Source organism: Pseudomonas sp. NFPP07, assembly GCF_900115645.1.
GTDB classification, from domain to species: Bacteria; Pseudomonadota; Gammaproteobacteria; order Pseudomonadales; family Pseudomonadaceae; genus Aquipseudomonas; species Aquipseudomonas chlororaphis.
In genome coordinates this window covers 186,084-204,318 of record NZ_FOXG01000002.1, presented here as the reverse complement: position 1 = coordinate 204,318, position 18,235 = coordinate 186,084, and the positions used below count along the sequence as shown (strand labels likewise).

At 62.5% G+C, this 18,235-nt stretch carries 17 protein-coding genes; 4 read left to right on the top strand and 13 right to left on the bottom strand.

The genetic code is table 11. The annotated features are described in order from the left end of the window. Nucleotides 1-60 precede the first annotated feature (60 nt). Nucleotides 61-660 (bottom strand): short chain dehydrogenase, encoded by a 600-nt coding sequence (locus BM019_RS05920; protein ID WP_085530003.1) that lies wholly within the window; start codon nucleotides 658-660, stop codon nucleotides 61-63. A gap of 106 nt (nucleotides 661-766) precedes the next feature. Between BM019_RS05920 and BM019_RS05915 the strand changes: the two genes are divergently transcribed. Next, nucleotides 767-1,675, top strand: coding sequence for a LysR family transcriptional regulator (locus BM019_RS05915; RefSeq protein WP_092417833.1), 909 nt, complete (start codon nucleotides 767-769; stop codon nucleotides 1,673-1,675). A gap of 132 nt (nucleotides 1,676-1,807) precedes the next feature. Here the strand turns inward: BM019_RS05915 and BM019_RS05910 are convergent, their stop codons facing one another. The 9 genes from BM019_RS05910 to BM019_RS05870 form a co-directional block, all read right to left on the bottom strand. Beyond that, on the bottom strand, nucleotides 1,808-2,311 hold the full coding sequence (locus BM019_RS05910; protein ID WP_092417832.1) for a DoxX family protein: 504 nt from the start codon (nucleotides 2,309-2,311) through the stop codon (nucleotides 1,808-1,810). Between the two features lie 2 nt (nucleotides 2,312-2,313). Further along, nucleotides 2,314-3,099 (bottom strand): HvfC/BufC N-terminal domain-containing protein, encoded by a 786-nt coding sequence (locus tag BM019_RS05905; protein WP_092417831.1) that lies wholly within the window; start codon nucleotides 3,097-3,099, stop codon nucleotides 2,314-2,316. Next, nucleotides 3,096-3,980 carry an MNIO family bufferin maturase gene (locus tag BM019_RS05900; RefSeq protein WP_239691047.1) on the bottom strand — a complete coding sequence of 295 codons (885 nt, stop codon included), beginning with the start codon at nucleotides 3,978-3,980 and terminating at the stop codon, nucleotides 3,096-3,098. Before BM019_RS05900 ends, BM019_RS05905 begins: the two co-directional genes overlap by 4 nt. A gap of 28 nt (nucleotides 3,981-4,008) precedes the next feature. After that, complete coding sequence (locus tag BM019_RS05895) at nucleotides 4,009-4,314, bottom strand: BufA1 family periplasmic bufferin-type metallophore (protein WP_009042485.1); 306 nt, start codon at nucleotides 4,312-4,314, stop codon at nucleotides 4,009-4,011. A gap of 302 nt (nucleotides 4,315-4,616) precedes the next feature. Beyond that, nucleotides 4,617-5,318, bottom strand: a complete 702-nt coding sequence (locus BM019_RS05890) for an ABC transporter ATP-binding protein (RefSeq protein ID WP_007926621.1) — start codon at nucleotides 5,316-5,318, stop codon at nucleotides 4,617-4,619. After that, nucleotides 5,319-6,086, bottom strand: coding sequence for a high-affinity branched-chain amino acid ABC transporter ATP-binding protein LivG (livG, locus tag BM019_RS05885; RefSeq protein ID WP_007926620.1), 768 nt, complete (start codon nucleotides 6,084-6,086; stop codon nucleotides 5,319-5,321). Then, nucleotides 6,083-7,339, bottom strand: coding sequence for a high-affinity branched-chain amino acid ABC transporter permease LivM (locus tag BM019_RS05880; RefSeq protein ID WP_009042486.1), 1,257 nt, complete (start codon nucleotides 7,337-7,339; stop codon nucleotides 6,083-6,085). Before BM019_RS05880 ends, livG begins: the two co-directional genes overlap by 4 nt. Then, complete coding sequence (livH, locus tag BM019_RS05875) at nucleotides 7,336-8,259, bottom strand: high-affinity branched-chain amino acid ABC transporter permease LivH (protein ID WP_007926616.1); 924 nt, start codon at nucleotides 8,257-8,259, stop codon at nucleotides 7,336-7,338. The genes BM019_RS05880 and livH overlap by 4 nt, the downstream gene beginning before the upstream one ends. 231 nt (nucleotides 8,260-8,490) lie before the next feature. Next, on the bottom strand, nucleotides 8,491-9,618 hold the full coding sequence (locus BM019_RS05870; protein WP_007926614.1) for a branched-chain amino acid ABC transporter substrate-binding protein: 1,128 nt from the start codon (nucleotides 9,616-9,618) through the stop codon (nucleotides 8,491-8,493). A 339-nt stretch (nucleotides 9,619-9,957) separates the two neighbouring features. Here BM019_RS05870 and BM019_RS05865 point away from each other — a divergent pair, with 339 nt between their 5' ends. Further along, nucleotides 9,958-10,269 (top strand): DUF2288 domain-containing protein, encoded by a 312-nt coding sequence (locus BM019_RS05865; RefSeq protein WP_009042488.1) that lies wholly within the window; start codon nucleotides 9,958-9,960, stop codon nucleotides 10,267-10,269. Nucleotides 10,270-10,537: 268 nt separating this feature from the next. Here BM019_RS05865 and BM019_RS05860 read toward each other — a convergent pair whose 3' ends face one another. Then, nucleotides 10,538-12,721, bottom strand: coding sequence for a hypothetical protein (locus BM019_RS05860; RefSeq protein ID WP_007926612.1), 2,184 nt, complete (start codon nucleotides 12,719-12,721; stop codon nucleotides 10,538-10,540). Nucleotides 12,722-12,913: 192 nt separating this feature from the next. Here BM019_RS05860 and BM019_RS05855 point away from each other — a divergent pair, with 192 nt between their 5' ends. Next, on the top strand, nucleotides 12,914-13,810 hold the full coding sequence (locus BM019_RS05855; protein WP_092417829.1) for an NAD(P)-dependent oxidoreductase: 897 nt from the start codon (nucleotides 12,914-12,916) through the stop codon (nucleotides 13,808-13,810). Here the strand turns inward: BM019_RS05855 and BM019_RS05850 are convergent. Further along, the gene (locus tag BM019_RS05850; RefSeq protein WP_092417828.1) at nucleotides 13,701-15,989 is read right to left on the bottom strand and encodes a putative bifunctional diguanylate cyclase/phosphodiesterase; all 2,289 of its coding nucleotides are present in this window, start codon (nucleotides 15,987-15,989) and stop codon (nucleotides 13,701-13,703) included. The two genes, BM019_RS05855 and BM019_RS05850, sit on opposite strands and share 110 nt — an antisense overlap. Before the next feature lie 143 nt (nucleotides 15,990-16,132). Then, nucleotides 16,133-16,492 (bottom strand): YkgJ family cysteine cluster protein, encoded by a 360-nt coding sequence (locus tag BM019_RS05845; protein ID WP_007926609.1) that lies wholly within the window; start codon nucleotides 16,490-16,492, stop codon nucleotides 16,133-16,135. A gap of 338 nt (nucleotides 16,493-16,830) precedes the next feature. Here BM019_RS05845 and BM019_RS05840 point away from each other — a divergent pair, with 338 nt between their 5' ends. Beyond that, entirely contained in the window at nucleotides 16,831-18,177 is a 1,347-nt protein-coding gene (locus BM019_RS05840; protein ID WP_092417827.1) for a spinster family MFS transporter, read from the top strand. Nucleotides 18,178-18,235 lie beyond the last annotated feature (58 nt).

Sequence of the window (18,235 nt, the reverse complement as noted above, 5' to 3'; positions counted from 1 at the left end):
GCAGCGGTGTGCCGGGTGCAGCGCTATCGCGAGCAAGCTTTGCTCCTGCAGAGGCGTGGGTCAGCCGACGATAAAGGTCTGGCCAGTCTGCAGGCCTTCCACGCTCTTGGCGTAGGCCAGCGCCACATCGGCGCCGGGAACCGGTTTGTAGCCACGGAAGTACGGGGCGTAGCTGTCCATGGCTTCTTCCAGCACGGTCGGGCTTACCGAGTTCACCCGCAGGCCACGTGGCAGTTCGATGGCGGCGGCGCGGACGAAGCCGTCGATGGCGCCGTTGACCAGGGCCGCCGAGGCGCCGCTGCGGATCGGGTCGCGGTTGAGGATGCCGGAGGTGAAGGTGAACGAGGCGCCGTCGTTGGCGAACTCGCGGCCGATCAGTAGCAGGTTGACCTGGCCCATCAGCTTGTCCTGCAGGCCCAGGGCGAAGTGCTGGGCGCTCATCTCGCCCAGCGGCGCAAAGCTGACATTGCCCGCGGCGCAGATCAGCGCGTCGAACCGGCCGGTTTGCTCGAAGAGCGCGCGGATCGAGGCGCTGTCGCTGATATCCACCTGGAAGTCACCGCTGGTGCGGCCGATGCGGATGATTTCATGGCGTTGCGACAGCTCTTTGTCGACGGCCGAACCTATGGTGCCGCTGGCGCCGATCAGAAGGATTTTCATGGGGCGGTTCCTCGCGTGGGTTGAACGAGGTTGCAGTCTAGTGCTGGTTTTTCCTGGTGATTAGCGCGCTAATAGGCAACCTTTGGTTTTCAAATGGAAACAATCCATGAGCGAGATGGATGACCTGGCGGCGTTCGCCGTGCTGATCGAGGCTGGCAGTTTTACCCTGGCCGCCCAGCAACTGGGGTGCAGCAAGGGGCAATTGTCCAAGCGCATCAGCGCCCTGGAGACGCAGTTCGCGGTGGTGCTGTTGCAGCGCACCACACGCCGCTTGAGCCTGACCGCGGCGGGCGCCGCCTTGTTGCCCCAGGCCCAGGCGCTGCTGGTTCAGGTCGAGCGGGCGCGCCAGGCGCTGGCGCGGCTCAAGGACGACATGGCCGGGCCGGTGCGACTGACGGTGCCGGTGTCCCTGGGCGAGACCTTCTTCGAAGGCCTGTTGCTGGAGTTTTCCCGGCAGTACCCCGAGGTGCAGATCGAGCTGGAGCTGAACAACAATTATCGCGATCTGTCCCGGGACGGTTTCGACCTGGCGATCCGTTCGGAAGTGGCCAATGACCAACGACTGGTGGCCAGGCCGCTGCTGGCCTGGCACGAGATGACCTGCGCCAGCCCGGCTTACCTGGAACAGTATGGCGAGCCACAGGCGCCCAGGGACCTGGCCGAGCATCGCTGCCTGCTCAACAGCCATTACAGCGGCCGTGAGGAGTGGCTCTATCACCAGCAGCACGAACTGTTTCGGGTACGGGTTTCGGGACCTTTCGCCAGCAATCACTACAACCTGTTGAAAAAGGCCGCGCTGGTGGGGGCGGGGATCGCCCGGCTACCGTCCTACCTGCTGCAGGCGGAACTGGCCGACGGGCGTTTGCGCGGGCTGCTGCGCGATTACCAGACCCGCAGCATGCCGATGTACCTGGTGCATCCGTATCAGGGCGGGTTGCCCAGGCGTACCCAGGTCCTGGCGGATTACCTGATCGGCTGGTTCAAGCGCAGCGGCGAAGCGCTGGATCGCCTTTGACCTGACGGTTTGCGCCTGTAGCCGCTGCCGCAGGCTGCGATAAGGCCGAAGGCCTTCAGCGATCTCAAGACCTTGCGTCCCCTTCGGGCTCGATCGCAGCCTGCGGCAGCGGCTACAGCGCTATAGCGTCATCTAGCGATAGCGGCGGGCGATCAGGTGGTCGATGGACAGCTTGCCGGGGCCGCGGGCCATCAGGTACAGCAGTACCGCCGCCCAGGTGCCGTGGGTCGGGTAGGCGTCGGGGTAGACGAACAGCTGGATGGTCAGGGTCATGCCCAGCAGCGCCAGGGCCGAGAAGCGCGTGGCGAAACCGACCAGGAGCAGCAGCGGGAACAGATGCTCGGCGAATGCCGCCAGGTGCGCGGCCAGTTCGGGGGAGAGCAGCGGTACCTGGTACTCGCTCTGGAACAGCGGAATGGTCGAGTCGGCCAGGCGCGGCATGCCGAGCTCGAACGTCCCGGAGAACAGGTCGATGGCCAGGCCCTCGATTTTGGTCTGGCCGGACTTCCAGAACACCGCGGCAATGGAGAAGCGCGCGATAAAGGCGATCAGGCTGTGGGGAATACGCTCCAGCAGCTGGATGAGTCGGTTCACCCCATGGTTGAGCGGGTGGTGATTGGTGCAGTGGGTGTGCATGTTCAGACCTCGGAATGGGGGGACAGGCGAGTGATGGCGCCGCGACCGATCAGCAGCGCCAGGGCCTGGCTCGGCTCGAGCGCCGGATCGACAGCCAAGGCATTGGCCGCGGCGACTTGCAGTGGCTGTGAGTGGCGCAGGGCGTGGATGAAGCAGGCGACCCCGGCGTAGATGGCGAACACCTCGACCTCCAGCTCATGACGCAGCACCAGGGCGCTTTGTCCTTGGCACAGGTCGATGCTCTTTAGGTCGACGCCTTGCCAGTCGCCATCGCCCTGGTGGGCGGCCCATACATCGACCACCGGATAGGGCGAGTACAGCAGGCCGAGCGAAGGGTGTAGCTCCAGGCGCAATTGCCCCAGGGTTGCAGGCTCGGCCATGGCCGTCGCGAGCTGCGCCAGTGGCGCCGGGCAGGCGTCGGCGGCGTGATAGGCGGTGACCCGCAGGCGCTCCAGGCGCGCGACATCCGCCAGGTAAGGCACGCCGGCGGCGGGAGGGAAACCGCCGATGAAGTCGGCGAAGTCATGGCCATAGTCGCTGAGCACGGCGCTGGTGGGCGGGAAGCGCCTGACGTAGAGCGCGGCCATGGCCCGGAAGAACTCATCGCCCACCAGTTGCGCCACCACCGGATAGGCATCGGCCAGGGCGTTGATCAACGAGCTCTGCACATTGTTGCGGTACACCGCGAAGCGGCTGGCCGGGTCGGCGCCGTTGCCGCAGTACAGGTCCGCAGGGCAGGGCTGCTCGGAGTCGAACAGGGCGCTGGCGAAGCTGGCTTGCGTGTTCATGGCAGCCTCCTGGCGCATTGCAGCAGCTCATCCGCCTGGCGCGCCTCGGCCTGCAGCACGGAAAACGCCGGCACCTGGTTGTCGCGCTCGATCAGGGTCGCGGTCGCTCCGATCCGTTCCAGCAGCCGCAGGTACAGCGCCCATACGGCGTTATCGATCGGCGCGCCGTGATCGTCGATCAACAGCCGGTCGCCCAGGCTGTCGCTGTCTTCGGCAAACCCGGCCAGGTGGATCTCGCCCACCGCATGCAGCGGCAGGGCATCGATATAGGCCAGCGGGTCGCGCCGGTGGTTGATGCACGACACGTAGACATTGTTCACGTCCAGCAACAGGCCGCAGCCGGTGCGGCGTATCACCTCGCGGATGAATTCGGCCTCGGCCATGCTCGACTGGCGAAACTCCAGGTAGGTCGCCGGGTTCTCCAGCAGCATGGGGCGGCGCAGGGCGACCTGCACCTGATCGATGTGTTCGCAGACGCGGTCTAGCGTCGGCCGGTCATAGGCCAGGGGCAGCAGGTCATTGAGAAACACCGGGCCATGGCTGGACCAGGCCAGGTGTTCGGAAAAGGACTGGGGTTGATAACGCTCGATCAGCATGGCCAGGCGCTTGAGGTGCTGTTGGTCCAGCGGACCTTCGGCACCGATCGACAGGCCGACGCCGTGCAGCGACAGCGGATACTGTTCGCGGATCAGCCCCAGGTAGTGATGGAACGGCCCGCCAGCGACCATGTAGTTTTCCGCATGGACTTCAAAGAAGCCGATATCGGGCTGTTCCTTCAGGACCTGGCGAAAGTGCTCGGTCTTGAGCCCCAGCCCGGCGCGTTGCGGCAGGCTGGAGACGGTCGCCTGAGTGGCGGGATGCAGGGGGAGTGGTACGGCCATGTTCATCATCGACACTCAGGCAGGTTGCTTACGACTTGGCTTTGTAGGCTTGCAGCTGGCCGAAACCGGTAGGCGAGGTGCTGCTGGCGGTTTTCTCGCAGGTGCCTTTAGGAACCAGCTTCCAGGCGTTGGCCTGGTGGTCGACCTTGGCGGTACCGGCACAAGTGGTGCCCGCGCCTGCCGCGCAATCGTTCTTGCCCTTCATGGCGACGCCAAAGCATTTCTCCATGTTGTCGGCGGCCTGGGCGGTGGTCGGCAGCGCGGCGATGCTCAAGGCAGAACCGAGGGCCAGGGCCAGGGCGGCGGCGGACAGGGTGCGAGTGGTAGCGGTCATGGTGTTTCTCCAGAAAAGGTAGTGGTGTAGGCAGGCATTCGTGCCTGCTTACCCCTCTAGAGAAAGGTCGCTGGGGTTTGTTACAGCCCAGGCGAAAAAAATCCAGTTGTAGCCGCTGCCGCAGGCTGCGATCGACGGCGAAGCCGTCGCAATCAATGGCAGCGCGGTGTACCGAGCCTTCCGAGTGGTCAGCCTGTGCGGGGCGTTGCCCCGATCGCAGCCTGCGGCAGCGGCTACAGGAGGGGAGATTTCCAGGCAAAAAAAACGGCCCCGCAGGGCCGTTCCTTTTTTGCCGCAGATGCTCAGCCGCCCAGATAGGCTTCGCGCACCTTGGGGTCGGTCAGCAGGGCTTCGCCGGTGCCCTGCATCACCACCCGACCGTTTTCCAGGACATAGGCACGGTCGGCGATCTTCAGCGCCTGGTTGGCGTTCTGTTCCACCAGGAACACCGTCACGCCGTCACGGCGCAGCTGTTCGATGATGTCGAAGATCTGCTGGATGATGATCGGCGCCAGGCCCAGGGACGGTTCGTCGAGCAGCAACAGCTTGGGCTTGCTCATCAGCGCGCGGCCGATGGCGAGCATCTGCTGCTCGCCGCCGGACATGGTGCCGCCGCGCTGGTTGAAGCGTTCCTTGAGACGCGGGAACAGGCCCAGGACCTTGTCCATCTGCTCCTGGTAATCGCCCTTGTCGGTGAAGAACCCGCCCATGGCCAGGTTCTCCTCCACGGTCAGGCGGGCGAACACCCGACGACCTTCCGGCACCACGGCAATGCTCTTGCGCATGATCTGCGCCGAGGTCTGCCCCACCAGCTCTTCACCCAGGTAACGGATGCTGCCGCTGTGGGCCTGCGGCGAACCGCAGAGGGTCATCAGCAGGGTGGATTTACCGGCGCCGTTGGCACCGATCAAGGTGACGATCTCGCCCTGGCGGATCTCGACGTTGACGCTGTGCAGCGCCTGGATCTTGCCGTAGAAGGTGGAAACGTTTTCGAACTGCAGCATTTACGCTTCCCCCAGGTAGGCTTTGATCACTTCAGGATTGTCACGGATCTGTTCCGGCGTGCCGTCGGCCAGGGGCGTGCCCTGGTTGATCACGACGATGTGGTCGGAAATGCTCATGACCAGCTTCATGTCGTGTTCGATCAGCAGCACCGTGGCGTTGTGCTCTTCGCGCAGCACGCCGATCAGCGCCTTGAGGTCTTCGGTTTCCCGCGGGTTGAGGCCGGCGGCCGGTTCGTCGAGCATGAGGATCCGCGGACGGGTCATCATGCAGCGGGCGATTTCCAGGCGCCGCTGCTGACCGTAGGCCAGGGTGCCGGCGGGACGGTTGGCGAACTCCTTGAGGTTGACCTTTTCCAGCCAGTACTCGGCGTATTCCATGGCCTCGCGCTCGCTCTTGCGGAACGCCGGGGTCTTGAACAGGCCGGCCAGGAAGTTGGTGTTCAGGTGACGGTGCTGCGCGATCAACAGGTTCTCGACCGCGGTCATGTCCTTGAACAGCCGCACGTTCTGGAAGGTGCGCACCACACCCTTGAGGGCGATCTTGTGGCCCGGCAGGCCCTGGATCGGCTCGCCGTCGAGCAGGATGCTGCCGGCGGTGGGCTGGTAGAAACCGGTCAGGCAGTTGAACACCGTGGTCTTGCCGGCGCCGTTCGGGCCGATCATCGATACCACTTGTTTCTCTTTGACGGTCAGGGCCACGCCGTTGACCGCCAGCAGGCCGCCAAAGCGCATGCTCAGGCCCGTTACTTTGAGGATCTCACGGCTCATTTGCGCAGCTCCATGTGGGGACGTTGCATGGGCAGCAGGCCTTGAGGACGCCAGATCATCATCAGCACCATCATGGCGCCGAACATCAACATGCGGTATTCGCTGAATTCGCGCATCAGTTCAGGCAGCAGGATCATCACGGTGGCCGCCAGGACCACGCCCAACTGCGAGCCCATGCCGCCCAGCACGACGATGGCGAGGATGGTCGCGGACTCGATGAAGGTGAAGGACTCCGGCGTCACCAGGCCCTGGCGCGCGGCGAAGAAGCTACCGGCGAAACCGGCGAAGCAGGCACCCAGGGTGAAGGCCGACAGCTTGATCACGGTCGGGTTCAGGCCCAGTGCGCGGCAGGCGATTTCGTCTTCGCGCAGGGCTTCCCAGGCACGCCCCAGGGGCATGCGCAGCAAGCGGTTGATGACGAACAGGGCGAACAGCGCCAGCAACAGCGCGACCAGGTAAAGGAAGATCACCTTGTTGATCGAGTTGTATTCGATGCCGAAGTACTCGTGGAAGGTCTGCAGGCCCTCGGCGGCCCGGCGTTCGAAGGTCAGGCCGAAGAACGTCGGTTTATCGATGTTGCTGATACCGTTCGGACCACCGGTGAGGTCGGTCAGGTTACGCAGGAACAAGCGGATGATCTCGCCGAAGCCCAGGGTCACGATCGCCAGGTAGTCACCGCGCAGGCGCAATACCGGGAAGCCCAGCAGGAAGCCGAAAGTGGCCGCCATCAGGCCGGCGATAGGCAGGCAGATCCAGAAGCTCAAGCCGTAGTAGTGCGACAGCAGCGCGTAGCTGTAGGCGCCCACGGCGTAGAAGCCGACGTACCCCAGGTCCAGCAGGCCGGCCAGGCCGACCACGATGTTCAGGCCCAGGCCGAGCATCACGTAGATCAGCACCAGGGTGGCGATGTCCACCGCGCCGCGGGAGCCGAAGAACGGCCAGACCAGCGCACCGATGATCAACGCAATGATGATCCAGCGCTGGGTGGTCGGCAGGGTCAGGAAGTTACTGGCCTTGGCCGGGATCACCGGCATGTTGGGCGAGGACTTCCAGGCCGCGCTGATCTGCTGGTCGAACAGCACCCGCAGGAACATCAGCACCGAACACGCGGCGATGATCATCAGGGTGGTAGGGCTGGTGCCATGGACTTCCAGGTTGATGCCGACGATGGTCAGTTTCAAACCGAGTATCGGGTAGGCGACGGCCCACACCAGCAAGGCGCTGAAGAACGCCTGTCGAAGATTCCTAGTCATACTTTCTCAACCTCCGGACGGCCCAGCAGGCCGGTTGGCCGGAACAACAACACCAGAACCAGCAGGCCGAACGCCACGACGTCCTTGTACTGGTCGCCGAAGATATCGGCACCGAAGGCTTCCGCCACCCCAAGTACCAGGCCGCCCAGCATGGCGCCCGGAATGCTGCCGATGCCGCCCAGTACCGCGGCGGTGAAGGCCTTGAGACCGACCAGGAAGCCGGCGTTGGGGTTGATCACGCCGTATTGCATGCTCAGCAGCACGGCCGCGATCGCCGCGAGCGCGGCACCGATCACGAAGGTCAGGGCGATGATGTTGTTGGTGTTGATACCCAGCAGGTTGGCCATCTTGATGTCCTCGGCGCAGGCACGGCAGGCACGGCCCAGGCGGGAACGGGAGATGAACAGGGTCAGGCCGAGCATGGCGATGAGGGTCACCACGAACACCACGATTTGCATGTAGGAGATCAGCACTTCATGTGCGCCACCTGGCCCGATGGAGAAGTTGCCCGGGATCAGGTTGGGGATGGATTTGTCCTTGGAGTCTTGCGCCAGCAGAACCGTGTTCTGCAGGAAGATCGACATGCCGATGGCCGAGATCAGCGGGATCAGACGGTTGCTGCCGCGCAGGGGGCGGTAGGCGATCCGTTCGATGCTGTAGCCGTAGGCACTGGTAACGACGATGGTCGCGATGAAGGCCGCGGTCATCAAGAGCGGGACACTGTCGAGTCCCATCATGGTCAGGCCCGCGATGGCGATGAACGCCACATAGGAACCGATCATGTACACCTCGCCGTGGGCGAAGTTGATCATTCCAATGATGCCGTAAACCATCGTATAGCCGATGGCGATCAGGGCATACGTGCTGCCAACGGTGAGACCGTTAACCAGCTGTTGGAAAAAGTGATAGAGGTCAGGCATTACAGCGCTCCTAAAAACCTGATACGCATTTCACTGGTGGAGTCATTTTCCCGCCTGTGCCCCGTGGATCTGCATCCACTTCGGGTCAGGTTTTGCCAGCGAACCGCTGATGACGGTTTTGAGATTTTCAGGTGGGCGGGCTTCCGGATCACGGAAAACAGGCCCAATACGTTCGTAAAACAAAGCCCACGGCACGCCGTGGGCTTTGTTGGCAGTCAGTCAGACAGGGCCTTATTGAGGCGAGACTTCGGTTTTAGGTTTGCCGAAGTGCCACTCGTAGACCACGAACTTGAAGTCTTTCAGGTCGCCCTTGGTATCGAAGCTCAGGTCGCCGGTCGGGGTCTTGAATGTACCGGCGTGGATGGCTTCGGCCACTTTGGTGGCGTCTTCGGACTTGGCGGCCTTGATGCCTTCGGCAATCACTTGGACAGCCGAGTAGGAAGGGAACACGAACGGACCGCTCGGGTCTTCTTTCTTGGCCTTGAAGGCATCTGCCAGGGCCACGTTGGCCGGATCCTGGTCGAAGGATTTCGGCAGGGTCACCAGCAGGCCTTCGGAAGCGTCCTTGGCGATCTGCGAAATGGAGTCGTTACCCACGCCTTCCGGACCCATGAACTTGGCTTTCAGGCCTTTTTCCTGGGCCTGGCGCAGGATCAGGCCCAGTTCCGGGTGGTAGCCGCCGTAGTAGACGAAGTCGACGTTGGCTTGCTTGAGCTTGGCGATCATCGAGGAGAAGTCTTTGTCGCCGGCGTTGATGCCTTCGAACACGGCAACCTTGGTGCCTTTCTTCTCTAGGGTCTGCTTCACGGCGGTGGCGATGCCTTCACCGTATTGCTGCTTGTCGTGCAGCACGGCAACGATTTTCGGCTTCACGTGATCGGCGATGTAGTTGCCGGCGGCAGGGCCCTGGGCGCTGTCCAGGCCGATGGTGCGGAACACCATCTTGTAACCACGGGTGGTGATGTCCGGGCTGGTGGCGGCGGGGGTGATCATGACCACGCCTTCGTCTTCGTAGATGTCCGAAGCCGGTTGAGTGGAGCTGGAGCACAGGTGACCGATCACGAACTTGACGCCGTCGTTGACGACTTTGTTGGCTACGGCGACGGCTTGTTTCGGATCGCAGGCATCATCGTATTCGACGGCCTGGAGCTGCTTGCCATCGACGCCGCCCTTGGCGTTGATTTGTTCGATAGCCATTTTGGCGCCACTGAACTGCATGTCGCCGTACTGGGCTACAGGGCCGGTCTTGGGGCCGGCGATGCCGATCTTGATGGTGTCAGCTGCGAACGAATGGCTGGCGACTCCGGCCAGAACCATAGCGGCAAACAGTTTGGAAATCTGCTTAGTAGCCTTATTCATAGTGCTCCACTCTTACTGTTGTAATTTTTATAGTCCTGGCGCCGTAGCAGCAGAACCGGGTCAGATATCTCTTGGATATCCCCGGAAAATGCCCCCGGCAACTGTACCGGTACAGTGTAGAGCGCCGATTGTTAGCCTGGGAAGCTGGCGCCAGGGGGCAAAATCAGGGGGTGTCGCTTTATTGAAAGAAAAAGACAGAATCGCGGCGGGGTTTTGACCGTATTCAGCGAGCAATCCCTGGCTCTCCTGCACTTCTCTATCGTTGACGCAATTGCAACCGGGTTTGTCTGCCAGAGCACCGACGTTATCATTGCGCCGATTTCTTTTCGGGACAGGCCCATGACTCAAGAACCTAGCACCCTCTATGCCAAGCTGCTTGGTGAAACCGCATCCATTACCTGGAAGGAGCTGGAACCGTTCTTCGCCAAGGGTGCCCTATTGTGGGTCGACGCCAGCCTGGATTTGATCGAGGCAGCCGAGGCCATGGCCGAGAACCAGGCCGAGAAAGTCTCTGCCTGGCTGGCCGCCGAGAAGGTGGGCAAGGTGTCTGCGACGCGGGCGCTGGATCTGGTGGAGCGCGATCCGCTGCTGTGGGCGGTGGTGGTTTCGCCGTGGATTCTGGTCCAGGAAAGGGCGCAGGGCGAAGGTTGAGCACCAAAATGGTGCCTGGTTTTTCCAGCTGAAAGTGTGTAGCCGAGTAACCGCGATCAGGATGATGGCAAGTTGCCCGTGGAGAAAGGCCCCACCCCTTTCAGGCTGACGGTGACGTAAGCGGAATGGGAACAGTTTGCAAGGCAGCCCGAGGGCTGCCTGATTGTTCCTGGAGACTACCTTCCTTCTATATATCGCCTTGCAGAAACCGTCGGTCGGGCGCTGGCGAAAGCCATCGACCGGCGGCACCTGCAGGGGCGACAGGCGGTCAGTAAGCGGTCCTGCCCGTGTGGTTGTTCAGCGAGATGACCTTGGTCTTGCCGATGCGGTGGCGGTAGATCTCGCGCAGGTACTTGATGGCCTTCTTCACGCAATCGCGGGACAGGCGGATGTCGTTGATCGAGACGAACTTGTCCTTGTCGTTGATCAGCTCGCGGTACTTCTTCTCGTACATCGGCTTGATCGCGTACCAGTTGGTATCGAGGATCTTCGCCGGGTTCTCGAACTCGTTGAGCAACTCGTCGATGCGGCTTTCATCGAATGCCTCGCTGACGATGAAGTCGAGGATCGAGTTGTCCAGGGTCTCGTCGAAACGGTACGGGTTGCGGGCGAAGCAACGCTTGATAAAGGCCACGATCAGGGTCAGGAAGTCGTCCGACAGGCACGGGCTCTTGGCGATCAGGGTGGTCAGCGACAGGTTGGCCGAGGCGCCGATCACCAGGGCGTAACGCTTGAGGGTGGTATTGGGGAACAGGCTGTTGAGGTGGGTCTTGAGCCGGTTCAGGTCCATGTACGACAGCTTGTAGTCCTTGGGCAGGGAGACGATCGACACCACCGACGAGCAGTTCTTGAAGAAGTGCAGGTCGTGCAGGGCGGCGGCGTCGTAACCGGAAGCCTTGTATTGCTCCAGCGCCGCGCGATAACGCTTGGACTCGATCGGCAGCAGGCTGATGCCTTCGATGGCCTGGGTCACCTTGTTGAAGTGCGGCAGGTCGATGGAGCGGAAGAACAGGTCGTCGATGTTCAGGCGCTGTGGCTCTTTCTCGAACACCTTGAACTTGTCGCCGCTCGGCACCGGGGTTTCCGGGACCACGGACTCGGCGTAGGCGATCGCCACCGGGCCGGCCAGGCTCATGAACAGGTCGTTGGCATCCAGGCGGATGGTCTCGCCGATATCGATGCCGGCGCGGCGGAAGTAGTTCTGGTCGTAGTCGGTGGTCACCGCCTGGGCGGTGAGGATGTTGAAGATCTGCTGGGAGATGTACTGGTTGGCGTGCTTCTCCATGGCGTTGACGTCGATGTTCTGGATGTTGCCGTCATCGCTCTCTTCGGCATAACGCATGATGTCGTTGGAGATCAGCATCATCGCGTTCCATGGGCGGATGCGCCCCATGACGCTGGCTTCGCTGCTGTCTTCGTTATCGAAGTTGTAGGAGAAGTCCCATTCTTCCGACAGGTATTTGCACAGTAAGCGTCCGGCGTTGATGTGCAACGCTTCGGACATTTCGCTGCGGTGATCGGAGATGTTCGGCAGTACGCAGATGCCGCTGGTGAAGATCGGCTCGAAGACGAAGGAGTGGCCGCTCTTGCTGTCGTGCTCGTCGATCGGCTTGGTGTCGAACGTCTTGTTCATGTACGAGTACTGCTGGGCCAGGCCGAACTCCGAGGCCATGCCCGAACCGGTACCGCCGCCGGCGCTGAAGATCGAGAAGTACAGGCGCGACTGGTTGGCCTTGATGCCGCAGGAGTCGATCAGGTACGAGTGGATCATTTTCCAGTCGGGGCTGGAGAAACGCTGCGTGTCCTTGTTGAGGATGATCTTGGCCAGGTACTGGCCGAGGATCGGCGCGTTGCCGGCGCCGCCGGCATGGACTTCCGAGAGGTCCATGATCTTCATTTTGCTGTAGTCGCGGATGAAGCCGCTTTTTTCGCCCTTGCGCGAGAAGCGGATGCGCCCGGCGATGTCCTTGTCCAGGTCGCCCAGCATCACCAGCGGCTCGACCAGGAACACCGGCTTGCTGGCCTTGCTCTGGCCCAGGCGCAGGTTGTGGCGGATCCACTGGGCGGGGCTGTAGCCCTTGTCGGCATAGGCCTTGTCGTCGGTGTTGAATTCGTTGAGGTAGAACTTGCGGGCGTTGTACACCAGCTCCGCGACATCCAGGGCGATGTTCGACCCGCAGCGGCCCAGGCCGATCAGGCAGACCGAGGGAAACTCCTGCTCGCGGCGCGCCTCGAGTTCGTCTTCCAGGTGCGGCGCGCGGGGAAATACCGAGTCGCGCAGGCCGTCGAGGTTGTCGAGGATGCGGTCGGTGTTGGTTTCGGTGAAGTAGAGGTACTGCTGGGGCGCCTGCGGGCGCGAGCTGGACAATGGCTTCGAATCTGAAAAGCTCTGGCTGCCCGGGGTCAGCGTCAGTTCGGATACTGCGTTGGCAGAATTGTTTTTAGAAGTCATTGTGCGCCGTGTGTCTGGACTGGTCGGCTCGGTGATGAGATATCAAAGAGCCATCAAGTGGGATCTCGCGACTTTACAGCGCGATATTGGCCCCAGCGATAGGGATAAGTCTGATGGGCGCTAGGGGGAATCCTTTCCTAAGCCCAGATAAATCGGCCAGATTTTGGTGATCTTTAATCAAAAGGAGGCAAGATGATGGCAACATTACCCACCCTCGGGTTCGCCGGTATTGGCCTGATGGGCTTGCCCATGTGTCGCCGTCTGCTGGCGGCGGGTTATCCCCTGGTGGTGTGGAACCGCAACCGGGAAAAATGCGCGCCGCTGCTGGAGGCGGGCGCGCGACTGGCCGAGACTCCGGCCCAGCTGTGCGAGTCCGCGGACCTGCTGCTGCTGTGCCTGGCCAATACCGAGGTGGTGCGCGAGGTGGTGTTCGGTGCCGAGGGTATCGCCCAGGGAGCCCGGGCCGGCCAACTGCTGGTGGACCTTTCCAGCCTGGAGCCGACCGCCACCCGGGAAATGGCCGCGCAACTGGCGAGCAGCACCGGCATGGGCTGGGTCGATGCCCCGGTGTCCGGCGGCACGCCCGGTGCCGAGGCCGGCAGCCTGGCAATCATGGTCGGCGGCGAGGCGGCGGATATCGAACGGGTGCGCCCGGTCCTGCTCAATCTGGGGCAACGGGTGACTCATATGGGCGGCGTCGGCGCCGGCCAGGTGACCAAGGCCTGCAACCAGATGATCGTCGCCTGCAATGCCCTGGTGATCGCCGAAGTGGTGGCGCTGGCCGAGCGTTCCGGGGTCGATGCGTCATTGCTGGCCGAGGCGCTGGCCGGTGGTTTCGCCGACTCCAGGCCGTTGCAGATTCTCGCCCCGCAGATGGCCGAAAGCCGCTTCGAACCGATCAAATGGCATGTGCGTACCCTGCTCAAGGATCTGGACGGGGCGGTGAAGTTCTCCCGCGAGCAGGGCTCGGCCACGCCGATCAGCGGATTGGCTGCACAACTGATGCGCCTGCATGGCGGCCAGGGCTATCTGGAGCAGGATCCCGCGACCCTGATCCGCCTGTATCGCGAACCGACGTCAGAGGGCTGACCGCAGCGACGGCGGGCAGCATGCGCTGCTCGATCTCGTCGATCACCCCGGGCAACTCTTCCAGGGGCAGCGCCCGGCTGAGCAGGTAACCCTGGATGAAGTCGCAGCCGTATTGGGCGAGGAACTCGTACTGCTGCAGGCTCTCGACGCCTTCGGTCACCACCTGCAGGTGCAGGGTATGGGCCATGACGATGATCGCCTGGACGATTTCCTTGTCCTGGGTCGACTGGGGCACGTCCTGGATGAACGAGCGGTCGATCTTCAGGGTATTGAGCGGCAGGCGCTTGAGGTAGGCGAGGGACGAATAACCGGTGCCGAAGTCATCGATCGACAGTGACACCCCGAGATTGCGGATCTGCCGCAACAGGGCCACGGTGCTGTCGATGTTACCCATCAGGGCGTTTTCCGTGACTTCCAGTTCCAGGCGCTGGGGCGCGACACCGGCGTTGCTCAGGGCGTTGGCGATCTCTTGGGCCAACTCCTCCCGCGCCAGGTTCAGGGCCGAGCAGTTCACCGCGATTTTCAGCTCGGCAAAGCCATGGCGGGACAGGGCGGCCAGGTCCTCGCAGGCCTTGCGCAGGACCCAGTTGTCCAGTTCGGCAATCAGCCCGTTGGCTTCGGCGATCCCGATGAAACGATCCGGGGCCAGCAGCCCGTGCAACGGATGCCGCCAGCGCACCAGCGCTTCGAGCTTGCTGACCTTGCGGCTGCCCAGGTCGTAGATGGGTTGGTAATACAGGGTCAATCCGGCTTCGTGGCGCAGGGCGTTGCGCAATTCCTCCTCCAGTTGCAGTTCCAGGCTCGCCCGGGTCTTCAGGTTGGTGCTGAAGAAATGCAGGCTGTTGCGACCGCTGCCCTTGGATTGATAGAGCGCCAGGTCGGCATGCTTGAGCAGCTCTTCGCAGGTTGTGCCATCGTCGGGAAAGACGCTGATGCCGATGCTGGTGGTCATCACCATGCGTCTTCCTGCCAGCTCGATGGGCTCCTTCATCTTGTTCATGATGCGTTGCGCCATGTGCTGGGCTTCGTCGCGGTGGCTCAAGCTCATGAGGATGCAGAACTCGTCTCCACCGAAACGCGCCACCACGTCTTCATGGCTGCGGGTGGAGCTTTTGATATGGCCGGCAATCACCTTCAACAGTTCGTCGCCGGCATCGTGGCCGAGGCTGTCGTTGATCCGCTTGAAGTGATCGATGTCGAGGAACATCACCGCCAGCATGCCGCTCTGCACGGTCTTTTCGATGAGCTTTTCGGCGAACAACTGATTGAAGCCACGACGATTGATCAGGTTGGTCAGGGCGTCGTAATGCGCCACCTGTTGCAGCGCCACCCGGGCCTGGTCCAGTTGGCTCAGCAGGGTGTTGACCCGGCGCAGGTCCTGTTCCTTGTGCTGGAGTTTCTTGTCCGCCAGGGCCGCGCTGATGCTGCTGCCGATGATCAGCAGGGCGATGACGGCGATGGTCAGGCCCAGTTGCAAGGGGTTGTCGTCCACCGCTATCGAAGGCGTGCCCGCCACTGGCATCACCAGTTTCAGCGCCCACATGCCGGTGAAATGCATGGCGACTATGCCGCCCCCCAGCAGCAGGCTGGCCGCGTATTTGAGCAACTGGTGGAACACGCCGCTGCCGTTGCTCAGGTAGCGGGACAGCAGCAAGGCGACCAGGCTCGCGCTGATGGCGATGGCAATCGACAGGCCGAAGAGGTCGGGTTGGTAGTAGGCCGTGGCTTGTGAGCGCATCGCCGCCATGCCGACATAATGCATGGCGCAGATGCCCAGGCCGATCCAGATCGACGCCAGCAGGTAGCGCCACAGTTGCAGCTGGGTATGGCTGAGGGTCTTCATCGCCAGCCAGGATGCAATCACCGCGATCAGCAGCGACAGCAGGGTCATCGGCAGGTCGTAATGGGTTTCGATGGGGATTTGCAGTGCCAGCATGCCAATGAAATGCATGGCCCAGATGCCGCCGGCCAGGCAGAAGGCGCCGATCCAGCGCCAGCGTTGCTGGGCGGCTGCCAGGTCGACGTGGCGCACCCGTTCGGCCATGTCCAGGGTGGCGAAGCTGCCAGCGCAGGCCACCAGATAGGCGAGGATCACCAGCACGGGGTTGTGGCTGCAGGTGAGTAATACCTGCCCGCCTTCGGGGAGCTCGGTAAAAAAATGCAGACCAAGCCATTCCATCGCAGGCCCCGTTTCTTGAGTCATCCAGGGCCAGCCCTGATGGCTGACCAATGGGAGTGAGTATAGGAAGCCGAGGCAAGGCCGGGAGCGATGGTGGCAGATTGACTTAAATGATTTTGGAATTCACTCCATAGCCAATCGAGCTAAGCGCTCTGTTCGAAGTACAGCGTCGGCTCCAAGGGCGCGAGCCCGAATGCCGCGCGCGCGGCGTCGCAATCGACGTTCTGTTGGCCATTTTCCCAGGACGCCTCGAACTCGCGGCAGGTGCTGGAACGCTGGTGATAGATCGAACAGCTGACTTCCTTGCCGACCTCACCGGTCAGCGCGGTGCAGCGGGTCGGCTTGCAATCGGTACCGAGCATGGCGACCCGGCTGGGGCTGATGGACGCCACCAGATCGTCGGGGACCGTACCGCCGGAAGAGGCGCATTCGCCCCAGAAAAAAGACACACGAAAGTGTGAACAGCAGGCACCGCAATTCAGACACGGACTGGCTTCGGACATGGGCGTATTCAAAGGGGGAGGAGGTTGATGAGGGGGGCAGCAAGGCCGCTATTCTAGGCTTCGCAACGGCCTTGGGAAGGGGGCGCGCAAGGTATTTTTCAGGCCCTGCGCAAGCCCTTGAAAAATCGGGCTTTAGCCCCGGTATCCGGGGGCTTGCGGCGGTTTCTGCGGGGATGGTGGTGCTGTTCGGGTGGCCGCCGAGCGCGGTCGACGACCTGTGCTTCGGATTGCCTGATATCAGCCTTACGAATCATTACAGACAAGCGCGGCGGGGCTGACTAGATTGCAACTTCCAGGCTCGGTTGCGTCTGGCCGAATAACAATAAAGAGACCGACCCATGCAGAACTCGACCCAAGCGGCGAATGCCTGGCGCATTCTGTTCCTGTTGTTCCTGGCTAACCTGTTCAACTTCTTCGATCGCACCATTCCGGCCATCATCATCGAGCCGATCCGTATGGAGTGGCATCTGAGCGACTTCCAGATCGGCATCATCGGCACTGCCTTCACCATCGTCTACGCCATTGCCGGCCTGCCCCTGGGGCGCATGGCCGATACCGGCTCGCGCAGCAAGCTCATGGGCTGGGGCCTGGCGGTGTGGAGCGGGCTGACCGCGGTCAACGGCCTGGTGGGCAGTTTCTGGAGTTTCCTCGTCGTGCGCATGGGCGTCGGCATCGGCGAGGCCAGCTATGCGCCGGCGGCCAACTCGCTGATCGGCGACCTGTTCCCGGCCCACCGCCGGTCCCGGGCCATGGGCATCTTCATGCTCGGCCTGCCCCTGGGCCTGTTGTTGGCGTTCTTCACCATCGGCGCCATGGTCAAGGCCTTCGACAGCTGGCGCGCGCCGTTCTTTATCGCCGCGGTGCCGGGGCTGTTGCTGGCAGTGTTCATGTTCTTCATCAAGGAGCCCAAGCGTGGGGCGGCGGAAGCCGTCAAGGTCTCCCAGGAGCGCGTCGACCGGCCGATCCGCCGGGTGCTGGCGATTCCGACCTTTCTCTGGCTGGTGCTGGCCGGGCTGAGCTTCAACTTCGCCTCCTACGCCTGCAACTCGTTCCTGGTGCCGATGCTGCAGCGTTACTTCCTGATGTCCTTGCAGGAAGCCGCGGTGGCGACCGGGGTGATAGTCGGGGTGACCGGCCTGTTCGGCCTGACCCTGGGCGGCTGGGTCGCCGACAAGATTCACCAGCGTGTCGCCAATGGCCGGTTGCTGTTCGCCGCCTTCAGCATGTTGATCTCGACCCTGTGCACCGCCTGGGCCCTGCATGCCGGGCGCATCGAGATCGGGGTGTTCGTCGCGGTGTTCAGTGTCGGCTGGCTGTTCACCTACAACTACTATACCTGCGTTTACACGGCGATTCAGGATGTGGTCGAACCACGTCTGCGGGCCACGGCCATGGCGCTGTTCTTCGCCGGCCTGTATCTGCTGGGCGGAGGCCTGGGGCCGGTGGTGGTGGGGGCGCTGTCCGATCACTTCGCCCATGCGGCGATGTACGCCGCCGGAGCCGGGCAGATGACCGAGGCGTTCAAGGCGGTCGGCCTGCATGACGCCATGTACCTGATCCCGGTGGCGTTGCTGTTGACCATGCTGTTCCTGTTCCTGGCCTCGCGCTGCTTCGTGCGTGATGCGCAGCGGATGAAGGACGGGTTGGTACCGGGTGAGCCGGCGGGGACGGCGGTGACCGCCTGATCGCCCAGGCTCCTACAGAAGTAGATAAAAAAAGGCCCGCAGTGTGCGGGCCTTTTCA

Excerpts from the sequence above, each read along its gene's own strand:
- BM019_RS05915 (WP_092417833.1), top strand. The coding sequence starts at position 767 with ATGAGCGAGATGGATGACCTGGCGGCGTTCGCCGTGCTGATCGAGGCT.
- BM019_RS05920 (WP_085530003.1), bottom strand. The coding sequence starts at position 660 with ATGAAAATCCTTCTGATCGGCGCCAGCGGCACCATAGGTTCGGCCGTC.
- BM019_RS05855 (WP_092417829.1), top strand. The coding sequence starts at position 12,914 with ATGATGGCAACATTACCCACCCTCGGGTTCGCCGGTATTGGCCTGATG.
- BM019_RS05905 (WP_092417831.1), bottom strand. The coding sequence starts at position 3,099 with ATGAACACGCAAGCCAGCTTCGCCAGCGCCCTGTTCGACTCCGAGCAG.
- BM019_RS05890 (WP_007926621.1), bottom strand. The coding sequence starts at position 5,318 with ATGCTGCAGTTCGAAAACGTTTCCACCTTCTACGGCAAGATCCAGGCG.
- BM019_RS05910 (WP_092417832.1), bottom strand. The coding sequence starts at position 2,311 with ATGCACACCCACTGCACCAATCACCACCCGCTCAACCATGGGGTGAAC.
- BM019_RS05850 (WP_092417828.1), bottom strand. The coding sequence starts at position 15,989 with ATGGAATGGCTTGGTCTGCATTTTTTTACCGAGCTCCCCGAAGGCGGG.
- livG (WP_007926620.1), bottom strand. The coding sequence starts at position 6,086 with ATGAGCCGTGAGATCCTCAAAGTAACGGGCCTGAGCATGCGCTTTGGC.
- BM019_RS05870 (WP_007926614.1), bottom strand. The coding sequence starts at position 9,618 with ATGAATAAGGCTACTAAGCAGATTTCCAAACTGTTTGCCGCTATGGTT.
- BM019_RS05845 (WP_007926609.1), bottom strand. The coding sequence starts at position 16,492 with ATGTCCGAAGCCAGTCCGTGTCTGAATTGCGGTGCCTGCTGTTCACAC.
- BM019_RS05900 (WP_239691047.1), bottom strand. The coding sequence starts at position 3,980 with ATGGCCGTACCACTCCCCCTGCATCCCGCCACTCAGGCGACCGTCTCC.
- BM019_RS05880 (WP_009042486.1), bottom strand. The coding sequence starts at position 7,339 with ATGACTAGGAATCTTCGACAGGCGTTCTTCAGCGCCTTGCTGGTGTGG.
- livH (WP_007926616.1), bottom strand. The coding sequence starts at position 8,259 with ATGCCTGACCTCTATCACTTTTTCCAACAGCTGGTTAACGGTCTCACC.
- BM019_RS05865 (WP_009042488.1), top strand. The coding sequence starts at position 9,958 with ATGACTCAAGAACCTAGCACCCTCTATGCCAAGCTGCTTGGTGAAACC.
- BM019_RS05840 (WP_092417827.1), top strand. The coding sequence starts at position 16,831 with ATGCAGAACTCGACCCAAGCGGCGAATGCCTGGCGCATTCTGTTCCTG.
- BM019_RS05895 (WP_009042485.1), bottom strand. The coding sequence starts at position 4,314 with ATGACCGCTACCACTCGCACCCTGTCCGCCGCCGCCCTGGCCCTGGCC.
- BM019_RS05860 (WP_007926612.1), bottom strand. The coding sequence starts at position 12,721 with ATGACTTCTAAAAACAATTCTGCCAACGCAGTATCCGAACTGACGCTG.